This window comes from Haloterrigena sp. H1, from assembly GCF_005938085.1.
In the GTDB taxonomy this organism is placed as follows: Archaea; Halobacteriota; Halobacteria; order Halobacteriales; family Natrialbaceae; genus Natrinema.
The window spans coordinates 127,026-142,246 of record NZ_SMZK01000002.1 but is presented as its reverse complement, the minus strand read 5'-3'; the positions used below and the strand labels follow the sequence as shown (position 1 = coordinate 142,246).

The following is a 15,221-nucleotide window of genomic DNA, read 5'->3' as shown; positions in this document are numbered from 1 at the left end:
CCAATGGGCGAGGATGGCCTCACTGACTGACGATGACCTCGATGGCGTGAGCGAGGGGAGGAAGTATCCCGACGGGACTGTTGTCCGCGTGTTTTGCATGCGGACAGACCGTGACGCGTACCCGTCTGGGTGGGCCTACAAGCTCCATTACGGTGCGACGGAGCCGGACCCACCCCGCACGCTTGACGATGGGACGATTCGTCGGTACGACAACTCGCACGAGGACACCAAAGGGCACGAACTGCACGTTGCACCGGATCCCGTTCCGGATATAATCTCGTTCCCCGGGATGGTCGAACTCTGGGAACGATTCTGGAGCGAAATCCCGAAATCCGAACTCGATGTCAAGTGAGGCCATCACACCACGGTGATACCCATGAACGATACCACGCCGCCGCTACACCCGATGGAGCGTGAACAGCTTCGGGCCGAATCAACCCTCGTTGTGACTGTAAAGTCGTCCAGTGAGTTTCACGATGATGTCACCGATGGCATCAAGGCGCTCGAGCGGGGCGACGCGGTGGATACCCCGCCAACGCTCTCGTTCACTAGCTACGACGACCTCATGGAGACGCTGACGCCGCGCGTCCTCGATCTCATTGAAGCCATCCGCCAGGAAGAGCCATCCAGCATTAATGAGACCGCACGGGTTGTTGACCGGGACGTGAAGAACGTCCACGAAGAACTCAGTCGGCTCGCCCAGTTGGGCATCATCTTCTTCGAAGAAGAAGGTCAGAGTAAGCGCCCAGTCGTCTGGTTCGACGAACTCGTCATCAACCTGCCGTTTGACCCAGAGACTGGCGACACGGCAGCCGCCGCACCATAAAATCTCACTCGATTGCGAGCAAAACCCGTATTCAACGGGTACTGTTAAGCGGATGACTGTCGAAACCACCATACAGAACTGCAATGGCTCGCGTCACAGATCCACGGCCACCACTTCCGGAGTGGATTCTCGAGTGCTACGACCGGCTGTGTACGCAGGCATGTCGGCCAGATGCTGGCGAAGACAGTGTTCCGCTGATCAATTATGACGATGCCACTGACATTCTGGCCGCCGATGCAGAGTTAGCACTCGAGCAACGGGACGTCGAGTACGCACTGACGCGGCTCCTCGAGCGGGGCTACTTCTACGAAGTTGAAGACGAACTTCGGATCACATCGCCGGAAGAACAGTGTTAGCGACTGCTGGTTCTATTCGGAGTACAAATATGGCGTGTTCTATCACATCGGGAGTACGTCAAGGAGAGGGAACGGTCATTTCGAGTGGTGCTGGTAGCGAAATATCCCGGTCCCGCCGGGACCGACACCACGGGAATCGCCCTCCCCAATCACCTATCGTTTCAGATCCAACATAAAGTTGTTAGTCTTGTATTTCATTTTCTACTGAATGTAATTCGAACGTATACTTAATGAGTGAGTAAAAGCGACTCTATCTTCTAACTCTGTTACTCTACCAGCCAGAAGCGACGGCTTCGCTCTGCTGGATATCTACCTCATACTCGTCGAACACGGACACGAAACCCTCGTCGACGACCTGCTGGACAAGCTTCGCAAACGAACTTCGATTACCCGGATCCTCCACGAGCGATCGGAATGCACTCTCGAAGTGATGCCCGTGCGAGGGTCGCTCACGACTCGAGGTTTCGTGGGCTGCCTCGTGTAACATCACGAGATACAGGTCGTGCATCCAGACGGCACGCTGCCTGCTCGTCACGGCTGAGTCGGTGATCACGATGTACGTCCTGCCGTCGGTCCAGGCATCGGCACTTGCCTCACCGTAGTACACGTCTCGTTCAATCCCAAGCTCCTTTGCGAGCACTCGAGCGAAGCGGAGATACCGTCGCTGATCAGCGTTCAACTGCGATTCGTCCTCGATGCGATGATAGCCTGTCCACACACCTTCTGACTCTGCTTGTTCGCCAACATCGAACGTCTCCGGTACCGCTATCGATGTATCCTCATCGATGGCGAGGTCGCGAAGCCGCTGTGTTGCTGCATCGCTCGTATCGAGGACGACGTAGCCGCGTTCGACGAGTTTGTCTGCGCCTTTCTGGGCTCCGTCACCCCATCCAATCTTTGGGGCCGTCTGGATCTCGTCAAGGCTGATACGGGACTCGGTTGCCAGCTGGAACAGCTTGCGCTCGGCCCACTGCTCGTCCGATGACTCGGACGCCATCGCCTCGATCATTACCTCCCGACTCTCAGCAGTCAGCCGATCGTCCGAGACCTCGGCATATAGATCGTCACGTGCCTGCTCGAGTGCATGGTCGATTCGCTGCCAGCGGTCACAGCCGGACTGGATATCGTTGCGCGCAAAGTTCAGCGTCAAGTTCCCCTTCGAGACGACGACCCCGCCGAGTCCGTACTCGCGCTTCGTTGTCACGTACAGCCCATTGCTGTAGATGTCGAGCCCTTCGTGGGGCGTGTACTCGAGTGCGAGGATCGCATCCTCAGTTTCGCGCGTGAGTGACGGATGTGGCGAGTTAGCCACTGCCTCGAGTGGATCGCCCTTGTCGACCGATTCGCCGTTGATCACGACCGAGACGCCGGTTCGTGACTGCACGTACGCGAACCGTTTGCGAAGATCACGAACGTAGCGCCGCCAGCGGTAGCTATCTGAATCGGGAACCTCGTCTTCGTAGTGATCGATCTCGACGAGCATCCCCTCGAGATGATGCTCAGCGTCCACGAGTTGGCCATTGCGCCCGCTGACGTCTGCCCACGGCCCAGAGTCGCGTTGATCTCGGTAGTCGAAACACAATGCGGTGTCGTGACTCCAGATGCGAACGGCTCCCTTTGCGATGATCGCACCCTTGCCGATGCCCCACTCTCCGATCGTCTCGTCATCAGCTCGTTGCTTGCTTCCCGCACCCAGCACCGAAAGGTTGCGTCGTCCCTCGGTCGACTCGAGGTCAACACCAGTGCCGTCATCGAGGATGAGCGACCGCTCAGGTGAGATGCTGACCAGAACCCGAGTTGATCCAGGACTGTCGATGCCGTTTTGGACCGCTTCGCGGATCGCGTCTGTGAGATCCGCCATCTGATCTTCGATGAGATACGTTGCAACCCGCTCGTCAGCGGTCATCGTCACGGTCTCCTCAGTCGATTGATGACTGGCCGGCCTCGAGTCAGTCGCTTCGTTCGTTGCGAACTCCGATAACGTCGGATGCTCTGTCATGGTGTCCACCCCTGTGGCACCACAGAAACCGCACCGAGCGGTTACTTGGGAACTGGAATGAATTCCGGTTCGACCTGACGTAGTCTTCCGGTGTTCTCGAGGAATGAGTAGAGGTCGTCGTACAGGCCAGTGTCTTCGTCAGTGCCGTCTGCGGATGAGCGTAACGTATACCAGTCACCGATGATCGCACAGAACCGTTGGGCGCGAGTCATCGCGACGTTCAATCGCCGAGGGCCGTCAATGGGACGCCCGAGGAAGCCTGTTTCGCCCGTTGTGTTACTCCGAACCAACGAAATCACGATTGCGACCTTTTCGCTTCCTTGGAAGGAATCGATCGTGTTGACCGTGATGTCCCGTCCAGAATCAAGATGTCTCGCTAGCTTCTTTCGAATCGCGTTAGCCTGAGCCGTGTATGGCGTAATGACGCCGATTTCGGATGGGCTGAGAGCTGCATCGGCGAGCAGTTCACCGACGATATGGGCAACGAGTCGCACCTCTGCGTCGTTGCGCTTGGAGTGGTCGATCGTCGTCTCGCTTCCACCGATATCGTAGCCGACGAACGCCGGCTGCTCCTCGAGTGCGGTAACGTCACGCCCTTGCCGCAGGGCCCGGTCGTAGAAGCGGCTGTTGGGAAACCAGGAGATGTCGCGATGCATCCGGTACTGCGTTCGGAGCTGGATACCGACACCCTCGTAAATACCGCCGTCAGCGTAGAGGTGTTCGAACAGGGAGAGGCCGGCTGCAGACTCCGGTGGTTCTTCGGTTGCACTGAATGGCGGCAATTGCTTGTGATCGCCTGCGAGAATCACTTTGTCCGCTCGCGCAAGCGGAATACACGAGGCGGTGCATGTCGCCTGTGTCGCCTCGTCGAGGACGAGCACATCGAACTCTCGCTCGAGGGTCGCTGCACTGCTGTTCGTCGCTGCGACGACATCGGCTAGTCCGTCACAGGTGGCATACTGGGTGCTGACGACTTCGTTCGATGATCTGCTGGCGTTCACGCGTCGGAGTACGAACTCGCCAGCACCGTGTTGTGCATGGGCGTGCAGTGATCGGTCGTCAGTCTCAGTCGTTGTGCTCGAGCCAGCAACGAGATTGTCGACTGCTTGGTTTGAATCGGCACAGACGAGGACGTTATCTCCAGCTTCGACTGAGCGCCTGACGACTTCGACGAGCGTTCGCGTCTTGCCTGTGCCTGGTGGCCCATGGATGCAGAAGAGGTGATCAGCAAGGAGAGCACAGGACACTGCAAGCTCCTGTTCTTGATTCAGTTCGACGTCTTGCTGACTACTCTTGACACCAGCCGTGTCCCCGAAGGTGACTGCTGTGTCGCCTGTCAAGAGCGCACGTTGATCATCACGCTCGCGAACGCGCCCAATCGCAGCAAGTTCGCGCTCGTACGGAACGGGATTCAACAGTTGGGTGAGTGCAAAATCCCGTCGCTTCTGGCGGAGGAACGCACCGACAGCCGACCGGTTCTCGATCGTATACCAGTCGATAGCGAGACTGACGGTTAGTCCCTCGATCGCATCGACTGTCGCTGGAATCGGGAACGCGTCTGGTGGGTGCTCTTTGTTTGGTGGGTGGAGGAGTACTTCGTTTCCTTCGAAGATCCGGAATTCACTCTGGACGACTCGATGCGTGCCATGCTGCCGATCTACTTGCCCGCCATCGATTCTGAATCGATAGACACCATCTTCTGGGTGGCCAAGGGATGCAAGCGATGGAATCGAACCGAACTCCTCGGCACGGAGTGCTTCGGGCGTCGACGCGGCTGCTTTCGCTCGGTTTTCATCACGTTGTGCATCCATCTCCGCTTGGACAAACGACTCGAGTTCGTCAAAGAAGGAGTCCGTGTCGTTGTCGTCAGAAAGCGGATTTCGCGGTGGTTCCCGCTCTGCAATGGGTGAGTCGAAGTACGACGGCGGATCGTCAGGCGCGTAATCGGAGTGCCAGAAGCGTACCCGGTTGGCTAGCGATGAGACGGCAAACGTGTCTTGATCGACCGAAGCATAGTCGTCGCCATCATCGTAGATGAAAACATCGCCATGGAGTGCGTGTTCTGTGAAGGCGAGATACTCGCCTGAGAGTGCTGCGCTATTGCGTGAATGGAGCGGAATTACGATCCAGTCGTCTCTCTCGGGGTGTGCGAGTTGGTCGTGGTAGCTCGCATATTCAACGATCCCATCGATTGGAATGGGGTCATCTCGCACCGGTTCGAACGTCTCGTCTGCCGGTGAATGGAGGGCAGCACTCGAGAGGTCGAACTTGCCGATCGCACTCTCGAAGAGGAGAGACATGTCGATCAGAACGAAGCACTGAGTCCTAAATCTTCCCGTTCAGTGAAGTCATCACATGACTAGTAGTTTTGATAGAGTGTGTCACAAACTACTTCTCATGAGGTTAATCACCTCCACTTCTCGATGAATCGGCCGACAAATGGATCTGCGAACGGAACACCAGAAAGAATATGTGAGCCTTCTACTCCAGTGTTATTATGAAAGACAAGTGGAAATATCTGTATGGTGGAATTATGTTCTTTGTTCTGACAGCGGTTACTGTCGGGTATTCCTTCTACGATATAGGTCTTCTAATCCCTGTAGTCGGACTAATCGTATGTTTTGGGATTTCACTCATAATGTTACGTCCATTGATGTACGGCTATGTGATGATTGGATTCGGAGTGATGCTCCTCGCTCTTGTTGCAGTACTTATCCTCGGCGAATCAAGTCTTCTCATTAGAGGACTTACCGCCATCATTGGAATCGGAGCAATTATTCGTGGATTACAGGCACAAAGGGCAATAGCAGCTAAGTAGTCGTGGCCGTTACCTGCTTCTCCTGTACTTATCATTTATTGCGATTACCAGCTCAACAGATCAGATAATCTATGACGGCCTTGTTTTAGCATCCCATTCTACGAAACCTTGACTGTGACCTCATCAGATGGTGTCACTACCACACAGAACTCACCAACCGAGTATCGAATCTCGAGATTAGTATCAGTCTGTGGGCCCGTCGAGTTATAAGCCGCTCAAGTGCTTCGGCGTCGATCATCCTCTGTAGTTGGTACTCGTCTCGATCGAGGCCCTGTTCCTCGAGTGCAGTGATGATCTCGAGCAGAAGCGGTCGATCACTCATCGTCGACCTCTTCACTGACGATGTCGATGATCTCCTGGGCGGTCGAACTGATCCGCTCAAGCCGGTCGAGGATCGTTTCGGGCTCGTCACCGTGCCACGCGGCGAGGTAGAACGCTGACCCACTGGTATCCAACTCGAAGTGCCGTCCAACGATGTAACCGACCGCTTCGGCCTCGAGCTCACGTTTCGATCGCTCAGCCTCGTCGTCGACGCCGCTGTGTAACAGCGCATGGGCGTACTCATGAACGAGCGTGACGGCGAGGTCAGCATTGTTCTCGCGATCTCGGACGGCGACGCGTGGCCGTTTCGCTGGCCGATACTGGCAGACGCCCTTGGCGTTCCCATGCGACCAGCCCTGGGGTGGCACGACCTCTACGTCTACCTCAAGTGTGTCTGCTGCCTCGAGGAGTGCGGGAACCAACTCATCAGCCTGTCCCTTTGCTTCGGTCTTGAGGTCGGGCAGTGGTTCACCGTCAGTCTGAGAGATATCGAAGACGGGCGCTGGTCGAAAGCCCACGAGTCCTTTCTCCCAACTGTCTGGCGATGTCTTGTTGTACTCACAGTCACTGCGCTCGTGGTACGACGGGGAGTTCCCACAGTCAGGGCACTGCTTTGCAATGATGGGTGCCCAGATCCAGATCGCTGTCTCCCCTTCTTTCACATGTCGGTCGAACTCGTTTTGCCACGTTCGGTAGCCAGCAACACGTGTTGCCTGCGGACACTGGAGTTTGATCAACAGCGTGTTTCGGTGCGAGTAGTCGTGGAACCAACTCTGAACGTCTAACCACTCTGTGAATTGCTCGCTCGAGACGGCGTCATCGACTTCGTCGACGAGGTCTCGGATCCATGCTTCGATCGTACTGTGCATCTCATCGTGTCGGGTGTCCGAATCGTCGAACGTTTCCCGGGAGCTGTTGCTCGTAGCCATATTCGATTACTGCTTCTCGAGTCGAGTCGAATCGAACTGAACTCGAGAAGACCTCCGCCCCTCAGAGGGTCTCAAAAATACGCCAGACTCGAGCAGTTGGAGAGTTATTAGTTAGTGGGCACCGGCGTCTTGTTTTTCTGAAGACAGTGACTGGTAGCAATTCACCACCGCCTGTTGGCGTCAGTCAGGATCGTAGGGGTTCGTAGCTGTGTCAAGTCGATAGACATCCTCTGCTGCATCGAAGTCATCGTCGAATGCATACAGATAACCGAGCCCCTCGGTCTGCATATACGCAATAATGCAGCTATCGACGAAGGACAGTGGTTCGTGCTGTCGGAATAGTGCTTTTCCCGTTGCAAGGGCGTCGGCAGTGAGCGAGTCGATATGGAAGCGAGCGTTTTCCTCAATACGGTCGAGGAGGTCGACAGCTGCGTCGTGGCCGGCGTGGGTAACAAGGCCGTTGAGCGTTTCTGCAAGGACGTAGTCGAGGACCACTGCCTCTGGAAGGGACCCATCGTCGATGCCATGGAGTATCGGGAGCGCGGCTTCGTGGGAACTGTCTCGTCTGTATGTTGCTGCGAAGAGGACCGTTGTATCGATGAGCGCGCGTGGCATTTATTTCACATCGACGCCCCAAGCGTCATGATCGGTCGTGACGTTGGTATCCGTCTCGCCCTCGTAGCCATCGAATTCAGCGAACGTGCCTGTTTGCTGTTGGATGACTTGGATGCGAACGCTCCCATCATCTTCGATATGCCACCGGAGCTGGTCACCGTCGTCAATACCGAGTTCACGCCGAATTTGTGCCGGGATGTTCGCTTGATTTCCTGACACCTTGCTTTCGGCGTCGATCCGTTCACTGCTCATATCTATCACTATGAGACTGGTCCTGAAAAACCTAGTGTGTCGCCACACTACTCAGAAATACGTCTAATATATAACAGAATGAACCGCCCGGCAGCGTAGCTCTTCATGAGTTACTTCCGCACACCCGTCTCATCGAATTCGACGGTATCAGCCCAGTAGTCTGGTAAAATGCCAGAGTTGATTTCAGCGGAGGTCGATCCCGTCCTTCGTTACAGGGAGTGAGGTACCAGTCGTTCGCCGGTGGCGAAATCGGCGGAAAATGCTGTCTGGAAGAAGGTTGACTGCGTGATTACGCGCTCGGCAACCAAGATCTGATTGTATCGTCGCGAACTTTCCAAGCCAGTGTGACTCCGAGCGGATCCGCTCGGCACGGTGCTTTCGCTTGCGTTCATATGTTTCTAGTGCCGTTGTGTAATCAGAATACCTACTGAGTGCGGCGGCCAACGCGAGTGCGTCCTCGATCGCCTGTGCTGCACCTTGGCCGGCGAACGGTAACATTCCGTGAGCGGCATCTCCGGCAAGAACCACTGACCCGCGTGACCACTGATCAAGTGATGGCACACTCATGAGGCCAGTCGTGATTAGGTCTTTGTCAGGGGCGAACGAATTGATGACAGTTGGAACTGGTTCCGGGAAGCTATTGTAGTATTCGCGTAACTGTTCCGTGATGCTCTGTCGGCCAGTAGTCGCCGTTTCGAACGGACTCGGACTTGGTGCTGTAGCGAACCAATAGAAGCGATCGGAGTCGATCGGAGCGCCGCCAGTGTAGGTTCCCTTTCCCCAGACTTCTACTCCTCGAGTGCGGTGTTGCTCTGGCAACTCACAGGTTGCAGTGGCACGATAGACGGTGGCGTCGAGCGTCTGCAACTCGGTGTCGGGAGCGATCACGTCACGCACAGTCGACTTGATGCCGTCTGCACCAACGAGAAGATCGGGGTGGATACGCGTCCCATCTTCGAATCGGGCCGTTGGTGGGTCCGTGTCTTCAATTTCTGCACAGGCTTTGTCTGTTTTGACTCGTGAGTCGAGTTCATCAAGGAGGAGTCGCTGCAGGTCGCCGCGGTGGATTGCGACATAGCCGTAGTCGAAGTGAGCCCGTTCAATGCCATCCAGATCGAGTCGCTGCAGGGTTCGACCACTCGTCGAGAGGATCCGACCACTGTCGAGTGGCACTCCTGTTGACTGGATTTGGTCTGCGATTCCGAGCCGGTCGAACACCAGCAACGCGTTCGTCTGGAGGAGAATGCCGGCACCGACCGGTTGGTATTCGGATGCTGCTTCGTATACCGTCGGCGACAGCCCCCGCTGCTCGAGCGCGAGTGCAGTCGTGAGACCGCAAATTCCGCCGCCGATGATCGCGATCTCTGTTGTCTCTCCGAGATGCTGCATGGCTATCAGCACGGCCTTGAAAGTAGAAGCGTAACTGCCGGTCAAACATGGCTTTTTAAGTTATTAGGGTTGATTCTTCGGTCAATGCGATATCTCACTGTCAGAATAACTCCTGCTGAAGGTGAGGCGTTTCACCCAACTGCGGCGGCGCTGCGAGACGAACCGGCGATCACTCGAGAGGCGATTCACCACGTTGAACTGCTCGCCGATGATACAGTGCTGGTGTTTGCTGAGGGGAGTGGCGATTCGAGCCGATATGAGGCGATCATGAGAGACTCCTCTCTTGTGGAGGAATATCTCGTCTCCGGAGAGGACCGGTGGATGGCGGTGAGTCAGTTCCAGCCCTCGGACGTGATGCGGCGATTCTTGGAGTTCGAACGCGAGTCGGACATCGTCATCGAGACGCCGATTACGATCAACTCTGATGGATCGGTTCGAGTTACCTACGTAGGGAGCGATTCAGCATTTCAAAAGACTCTTCGACGCGTCGATGAGGAACTCCCGCTGACGTACGAGGTCATGGAAACGGGAAGCTATGACCCGGACGTGAATAAGCTTTTGAGAGTGTTAACAACGCGTCAGCAAGAAGTACTCGAAGCGGCTGTCAAAGTTGGGTATTACCGCTCTCCCCGGGAGGCGACTCACAAGGACGTGGCTGAATGCGTTGGGATCGCATCCACAACCGCGGGTGAACACCTTCGGAAAGTCGAGGAACAAGTCTTTGACGCGCTCGTTCGCTAAGTCGTTAGTTAGCGGACGCCGGGGACTCTCCTTTGATCAGCGCATCGTCTGGTATTCCACTCTTGTTCAAGAGAGACGCTGAGTATGCATCGTGCGCTGCCCCGATCAGCAGTGGTTCGACCTCTGCAAGGGATTCATGTTGCTGACAAACGAAAAATGGATAACTAATCTGCGCTGGCGGGAGTACTGTCGACGTCGCCGTCGTCAAGGAGGGGGTAGTCGATATGCATCTCGATTTTGTCGAATGGGACAATCGGTTGTATCGCGCCACCAGGGCCACCTTCTTCAAGTTCGAGAATGCCAAGCACTTCGAGATGCTTCAGGTCTGCATGGACATCAGAGACATCGCGATCGACGAGCCGTGCAGCTTCACGCATACTCGAGGGGTGCTCTTTAGCGATCGCTTGAATGAGAGTTAGACGCAGTGGTGTGAGACTGTCAACGAGATCGTCGTAGGTACCGAACTGGAGGACTGCCTGCTCATCACTCTGATCTAGTTCATCAGCTTCGGCGTCTTGGATGAACTGGAGAGTGTCCTTACGAACCTGTGCTCGATCGCCGACGGTGATGTGAAGTGTGGTCATCGGTTGGTGTGGTGATGTGGTTTTCAATAGGGTCATGGCGGATTGCCGCCAGCGGTGTCCCAGTATTCGTCAGCATTGGCCCAGAACTCAACAAGGAGTTCCTCCATTCCAGGAAAGTCGAGACCAGTATCGCCAGCAGCGGTGTGGAGTTCATGGCCTTTGGTGTCTTCGTGGGCGTTGTCGTAGCGGATGAGCGTCAGGTCTTGTAGCGTGCCCAAGTGAAGTGTGTATTTCCAGCCGGACGGGTAGGCGTTTGTATCAGTCGTGCGTCGTATGACGGCGTTTTCAACGAGTCCGCCTTCGACGTGGGTATACCGATTCGTGAGTTCATGACCCATCCCTCATCTGTTGGGATGTTGCCCAACAGCAAAAGTATGTTGGGTGAATACCCAACACCACCCATAGCTATCTGACACACTCAAGCGACTCAGAACATATTTAGCAATTGAGTAATGTGTTCTGGATATCTCCGAAATGGCAGTCTTGGATGATTTCTCTGGGTTCGAGTTCGAGGATTTGATGGAGGATGTCTTCCGAAACCTCGGTTACGAAAACGTCCGGCAGGCCACAAAAACGGCTGATGGGGGGCGGGACATTCTGATGGAGGAGGTCGTCGACGGGGACTCGACGAGCGATTGTTGTCGAGTGTAAGCATACAGGGTCTGTCGGACGGCCGGTCGTCCAGAAACTTCATTCGGCCATTGCAACGTTTGACTTCGACGGAGAAGGTGTCACAGAACTCTTCCCACGGTGTTGATTACACTCACTTCGATGGTGAATTGGCCGATAAGTGGGGATGCAAACTGAGTGTTGACTTCTATCCGTTCATACCAAATCACTTTGCGAAAAGAGGCATGTAGAAATAGGACTAATATGCATCTAGGATTGGACGGATACATCGAGTGCGATAGCTGTAAGTTCGTTTTACAGGCGGCGAGTAGTATCGACCCTCTACCGAAAAATTAGGACTCATGTCCCGACTGTGGTGGTACTGATTTCAGTTTCATCAATAAGTGATTTACCTGTACTTATCGAATCTGAGTACGGAATAGTAGGCGTGAGACCCATTCTATCTGTACTTCCGAGGTTTAGCTTCGGCAGTTGATTTTCGGCCAGGGAACGCCTCAGCAGAGGTATGACGAACAATGTGACACGCAGTCAGGCCGAAGGACTACAGTTTCTCAGTAGCTACCGTTCAGCATTCACGACTCGGGTAGATGGATCAACATGGCCGAAAAACGAACGGACATGGCTGAACGCAGGCCGGTACTTCCGGGGCCTGCTGCGCCCCGGAAGTCCCAACACCATCACTGACATCGCCGAGAAAATGCACATCGATCAGGAACGGCTCGAACGGTTTGTCCGTGAGAGTCCATGGGAACACGAACGCGTCGAGGCTGAGCTTCGGGAACGCGTTCCCGAAGCGATCCAGGGGCACGAAGCTGCACTGATCGTCGATGGTATGGGCATCCCGAAGACGGGACAGGACAGTGTCGGTGTCGCTCGTCAGTGGTGTGGCGTGACTGGAAAACTTGACAACTGCCAGGTGACGGTCAACTGCACGCTCGCCAGACCTGGCGAGCGGCAGAATGCTGACCAACTTACCTGGCCACTGGGGATGCGGTTGTTCCTGTCCGAAAAATGGACTGACGGTGATGATGCAGACTACGAGAGCCAGCAAGAACGAGAACGCTACGCCCAGCGGCGGAAAAATACAGCTGTCCCTGCCGACACTGAACACCAATCGAAGCCTGAATTAGCCCTGGAACTCGTCGAACAGGCAGTCTCAACCGAGATCAATCATGGCTGTGTCGTTGCCGACAGATTCTTCGGCGAAGCCCGGAGTTTCAGACGGAAACTCCGGGCGATTTCTGAGCCATATGTCCTAGAAGTGTCGCCGACGGAGTTCCGGACCGTTCCTGAGGACACCGACCTTATTCATCCAGACGCACATCCCAATCGGAAGCACGCTGCTCATCCTGAAGACGTAACGTCAGAGACACCAGCGGAAGTCGCCGAGACACTCGGCGACGACGCTTGGACTGAAATTACGTGGAATGAAGGGACCAAAGAATCCCTCTCCAGTGAATTCTATCGAACACGAGTTCGAGAGGTGAAACGCCGGGATACAGGGTGGGTGAGTGATGAAACAGGCTGGTTGCTCTTGAAGAACGAGAAGAACGATGACGAAGACGAAGAAAACAGGGCACTCAGAGCATGGATATGCTGGGGTGTTGACGAGGCATCTCTGGAAGAGTTAGTGTCCTGGGCACAACTCCGCTGGTGCGTAGAGCAGTTCCACAGAGATATCAAGCAAAACCTCGGTGCTGACGAGTACCAAGGGCGAACCTGGAAGGGCGTTCATCACCACCTCGCGGTGGTGATGTTAGCCCATGCATTCGTAGTACGGCGACGGCTTGAGACCGGTGCGAATCACTCGGACTTCTCCTCATTCGAGGACGTGATCGGCCAGATCGTTCGAGAATCAGCGATTCAAGGGCTGATGGAAGACAAGGGGTGTGATCGAGACCGAGCAGAGGAGTTAGCGGAGTATATGCTTCAGAGCTACTCTCCGTGGTAGCTACTCCCTCGACGAGAGCGCCTGCCGCTGGAGCGGCAGCGCTCTCTTGGTTTCTCTATACCGACAGAACTCTGTCACATAGTACACGCGTATGCGCGACCGCAGCTCTGGGTGCCGCTTCCATTCACCACTGATCCCGCCGTTCTTTTTCTCAATCAGTTCAACCTGTAGAATCTGGTCGCTCACCGTAAACTGTGGCGTTAAACCACGGAAGTACAGCTATGACACCCTCACCTAGAGGCAGTGCCGATAGATACGTGGACGCGCCGACTCGTTGAACGCTACTTCCCGGATAACATGGGGGACTCCTACGAGACGGCTGCCGCTGCATTCCGAGACCGGTTCGGAAAGTACGCCCGGTACGCCCAGACCTGCCTCTACCACTACGAACGCTCTGGCGCAGAGTGACTTCACGGAACCACGACGGTGTTCCTCTTGATGAGGCCCAGAGGAGGAGCCATTTTTGGATCAATCAATCATCTTCCGAGAGGGGCCAGTCACGCGCATCAGCCTCTACAAGTCCAAGCAATTTCTTTCGCCGTTCCTCTGACCCAGTAAGTGATTGGGAAAACGTCTCGTCAGAAACGGTGGGGACATCTACGTCACGGACGATATCGAAGCCGGGAGCAGGCGGCTCCTGCACGGCTGTATGACCGAATGACGACGTGACCAATTGGAGGTAATTCCCTACACTCGCCCGGGCGTTTTCGAGGATGGCTTTACTCGGCGGCTCGTCCACCAACACGCCGAACCGCAAGAGCGTCAAGGCCTCGTCGAGGGCGACGATACTGAGAACGGTTGCGTACTCACGCTGGTCGGTATAGAAGTAGTGTAAGACCGGGTAGGCCTGATGGTTCGTCGTGAGTTTGTTGATCTCTGTAGTAAACGAGTTCAGTAGAAGTTCGAGGCCATCGAATTTCTCACCGTTCCACGCGGTACGGACGATCGTCTCGCCTCGCTGGCCGAGGCCACTGACGTTGCTGGCGAACGCCCGTTTCTGCACGACGGCGTCAAGGACAGAGATCACGTAACTGACGATCAGCGTGATGAAGAGCATCCCGCTCGCAGTTGTGAGGCTAGTCACGATCTGCCAGATTCCGTCTTTCGGCGTGAAGTCCCCATTCCCCAAGGTGAATAACGAGTAGCCGACGAAGTAGAAGCGCTCGGTCCAGGAAATCGGACCTGGGTCGCGCGTGTCGATGAGCGAGTTCTCAGCCCCTGCGAAGACGAAGGTCCAGCCCGCCCAGAGGAGTCCGATCCATACCGTTAGACCGAGGAGGAGAGTGATAGGACCAGCGAGGGTTAGAACTCGAGAGCGTCGACTGCCGAGCTTTCGAGCCGTCCGCCACGCCCACTCCATCACTCGCGTTGTCAACGGGCCCGCTCCACCCTCTACCCAGAGTGTTGTCCAGAGGAGATCACCGACCGCAGCGACGAGAAAGACGACACCCAGGACTAATGGAACAGGGTTCATCGGCTCTCCCCTCGTTGCGTCGGCTGAGTCACCTGCGATGTCGATGTGCTGGTCGATCGATGCTCACTCTCCGTCACTGATCGCGTCCTGAATGGTGTCGTTCTGAGCAATCCCATCGTAGTGGTGTCTCTGCTTCTCGGAAACTGCCTTCTCAATCGATCGTCGGTGTTCCGGTCGACAGAGGTACGGTGTACCTATGTCTTCCAGTCGGAAAGTCACTGGTTAGCTCGGGCTAAACCGGCCGGCGAGTACGTCTCGCTGAGTGCTGATTTAGCGAGTGAAACCAGTTCGGTAAGGAGGCACCGGAACCGCCTCCCCGAACTGGCGACAGTTTGA

At 55.6% G+C, this 15,221-nt stretch carries 16 protein-coding genes and 2 pseudogenes; 8 read left to right on the top strand and 10 right to left on the bottom strand.

Annotated features, from left to right (window positions below; translation table 11 throughout):
- The first annotated feature begins 13 nt into the window (after positions 1–13).
- The 3 genes from E2L06_RS16050 to E2L06_RS16040 all read left to right on the top strand — a co-directional run bounded on the left by E2L06_RS16050 (position 14) and on the right by E2L06_RS16040 (position 1,182).
- The gene (locus tag E2L06_RS16050) at positions 14–352 is read left to right on the top strand and encodes a DUF6516 family protein (protein WP_138782685.1); all 339 of its coding nucleotides are present in this window, start codon (positions 14–16) and stop codon (positions 350–352) included.
- A 24-nt stretch (positions 353–376) separates the two neighbouring features.
- Entirely contained in the window at positions 377–826 is a 450-nt protein-coding gene (locus E2L06_RS16045) for a hypothetical protein (protein WP_171052409.1), read from the top strand.
- 83 nt (positions 827–909) lie between these two features.
- A complete protein-coding gene (locus tag E2L06_RS16040; protein ID WP_138782684.1) occupies positions 910–1,182 on the top strand; it encodes a hypothetical protein in 273 nt (90 codons plus the stop codon).
- 271 nt (positions 1,183–1,453) lie between these two features.
- On the opposite strand, the gene E2L06_RS16035 is transcribed toward E2L06_RS16040, so the two are convergent.
- Both E2L06_RS16035 and E2L06_RS16030 read right to left on the bottom strand, forming a co-directional pair.
- A complete protein-coding gene (locus E2L06_RS16035; protein WP_138782683.1) occupies positions 1,454–3,181 on the bottom strand; it encodes an ATP-binding protein in 1,728 nt (575 codons plus the stop codon).
- 41 nt (positions 3,182–3,222) lie between these two features.
- Positions 3,223–5,481 carry an AAA domain-containing protein gene (locus E2L06_RS16030; protein ID WP_138782682.1) on the bottom strand — a complete coding sequence of 753 codons (2,259 nt, stop codon included), beginning with the start codon at positions 5,479–5,481 and terminating at the stop codon, positions 3,223–3,225.
- A 197-nt stretch (positions 5,482–5,678) separates the two neighbouring features.
- On the opposite strand from E2L06_RS16030, the gene E2L06_RS16025 reads away from it, so the two are divergent.
- Positions 5,679–5,999, top strand: a complete 321-nt coding sequence (locus E2L06_RS16025; RefSeq protein WP_138782681.1) for a hypothetical protein — start codon at positions 5,679–5,681, stop codon at positions 5,997–5,999.
- 98 nt (positions 6,000–6,097) lie between these two features.
- Here E2L06_RS16025 and E2L06_RS22460 read toward each other — a convergent pair.
- The 5 genes and pseudogenes from E2L06_RS22460 to E2L06_RS16000 form a co-directional block, all read right to left on the bottom strand.
- Positions 6,098–6,321 (bottom strand): annotated as a pseudogene (locus E2L06_RS22460) (HalOD1 output domain-containing protein).
- Positions 6,314–7,249, bottom strand: coding sequence for an ArdC-like ssDNA-binding domain-containing protein (locus E2L06_RS16015; RefSeq protein ID WP_138782680.1), 936 nt, complete (start codon positions 7,247–7,249; stop codon positions 6,314–6,316). Before E2L06_RS16015 ends, E2L06_RS22460 begins: the two are co-directional and overlap by 8 nt.
- A 180-nt stretch (positions 7,250–7,429) precedes the next feature.
- Complete coding sequence (locus tag E2L06_RS16010; RefSeq protein ID WP_138782679.1) at positions 7,430–7,864, bottom strand: PIN domain-containing protein; 435 nt, start codon at positions 7,862–7,864, stop codon at positions 7,430–7,432.
- Complete coding sequence (locus tag E2L06_RS16005) at positions 7,865–8,116, bottom strand: AbrB/MazE/SpoVT family DNA-binding domain-containing protein (protein WP_138782678.1); 252 nt, start codon at positions 8,114–8,116, stop codon at positions 7,865–7,867.
- A gap of 183 nt (positions 8,117–8,299) precedes the next feature.
- Positions 8,300–9,505: an FAD-dependent monooxygenase gene (locus E2L06_RS16000; protein WP_138782677.1), complete on the bottom strand. Its 1,206-nt coding sequence runs from the start codon at positions 9,503–9,505 to the stop codon at positions 8,300–8,302.
- A gap of 84 nt (positions 9,506–9,589) precedes the next feature.
- Between E2L06_RS16000 and E2L06_RS15995 the strand changes: the two genes are divergently transcribed.
- Positions 9,590–10,246, top strand: a complete 657-nt coding sequence (locus E2L06_RS15995) for a helix-turn-helix domain-containing protein (protein ID WP_138782676.1) — start codon at positions 9,590–9,592, stop codon at positions 10,244–10,246.
- Positions 10,247–10,410: 164 nt separating this feature from the next.
- Here E2L06_RS15995 and E2L06_RS15990 read toward each other — a convergent pair whose 3' ends face one another.
- Together E2L06_RS15990 and E2L06_RS15985 are read right to left on the bottom strand one after the other, a co-directional pair.
- Positions 10,411–10,830, bottom strand: coding sequence for a transcriptional regulator (locus tag E2L06_RS15990; protein WP_138782675.1), 420 nt, complete (start codon positions 10,828–10,830; stop codon positions 10,411–10,413).
- Positions 10,831–10,862: 32 nt separating this feature from the next.
- Entirely contained in the window at positions 10,863–11,168 is a 306-nt protein-coding gene (locus tag E2L06_RS15985) for a DUF6516 family protein (protein WP_138782674.1), read from the bottom strand.
- 136 nt (positions 11,169–11,304) lie between these two features.
- Between E2L06_RS15985 and E2L06_RS15980 the strand changes: the two are divergent.
- From E2L06_RS15980 to E2L06_RS22025, 3 genes and pseudogenes are all read left to right on the top strand, one after another.
- Positions 11,305–11,554, top strand: a pseudogene (locus E2L06_RS15980) (restriction endonuclease); the annotation flags it as partial.
- A gap of 411 nt (positions 11,555–11,965) precedes the next feature.
- Positions 11,966–13,411 carry an IS701 family transposase gene (locus tag E2L06_RS15975; protein ID WP_138779080.1) on the top strand — a complete coding sequence of 482 codons (1,446 nt, stop codon included), beginning with the start codon at positions 11,966–11,968 and terminating at the stop codon, positions 13,409–13,411.
- Between the two features lie 243 nt (positions 13,412–13,654).
- A complete protein-coding gene (locus E2L06_RS22025) occupies positions 13,655–13,819 on the top strand; it encodes a hypothetical protein (protein WP_171052408.1) in 165 nt (54 codons plus the stop codon).
- 64 nt (positions 13,820–13,883) lie between these two features.
- On the opposite strand, the gene E2L06_RS15970 is transcribed toward E2L06_RS22025, so the two are convergent.
- Positions 13,884–14,885, bottom strand: a complete 1,002-nt coding sequence (locus tag E2L06_RS15970; protein ID WP_138782673.1) for a potassium channel family protein — start codon at positions 14,883–14,885, stop codon at positions 13,884–13,886.
- Positions 14,886–15,221: the final 336 nt, after the last annotated feature.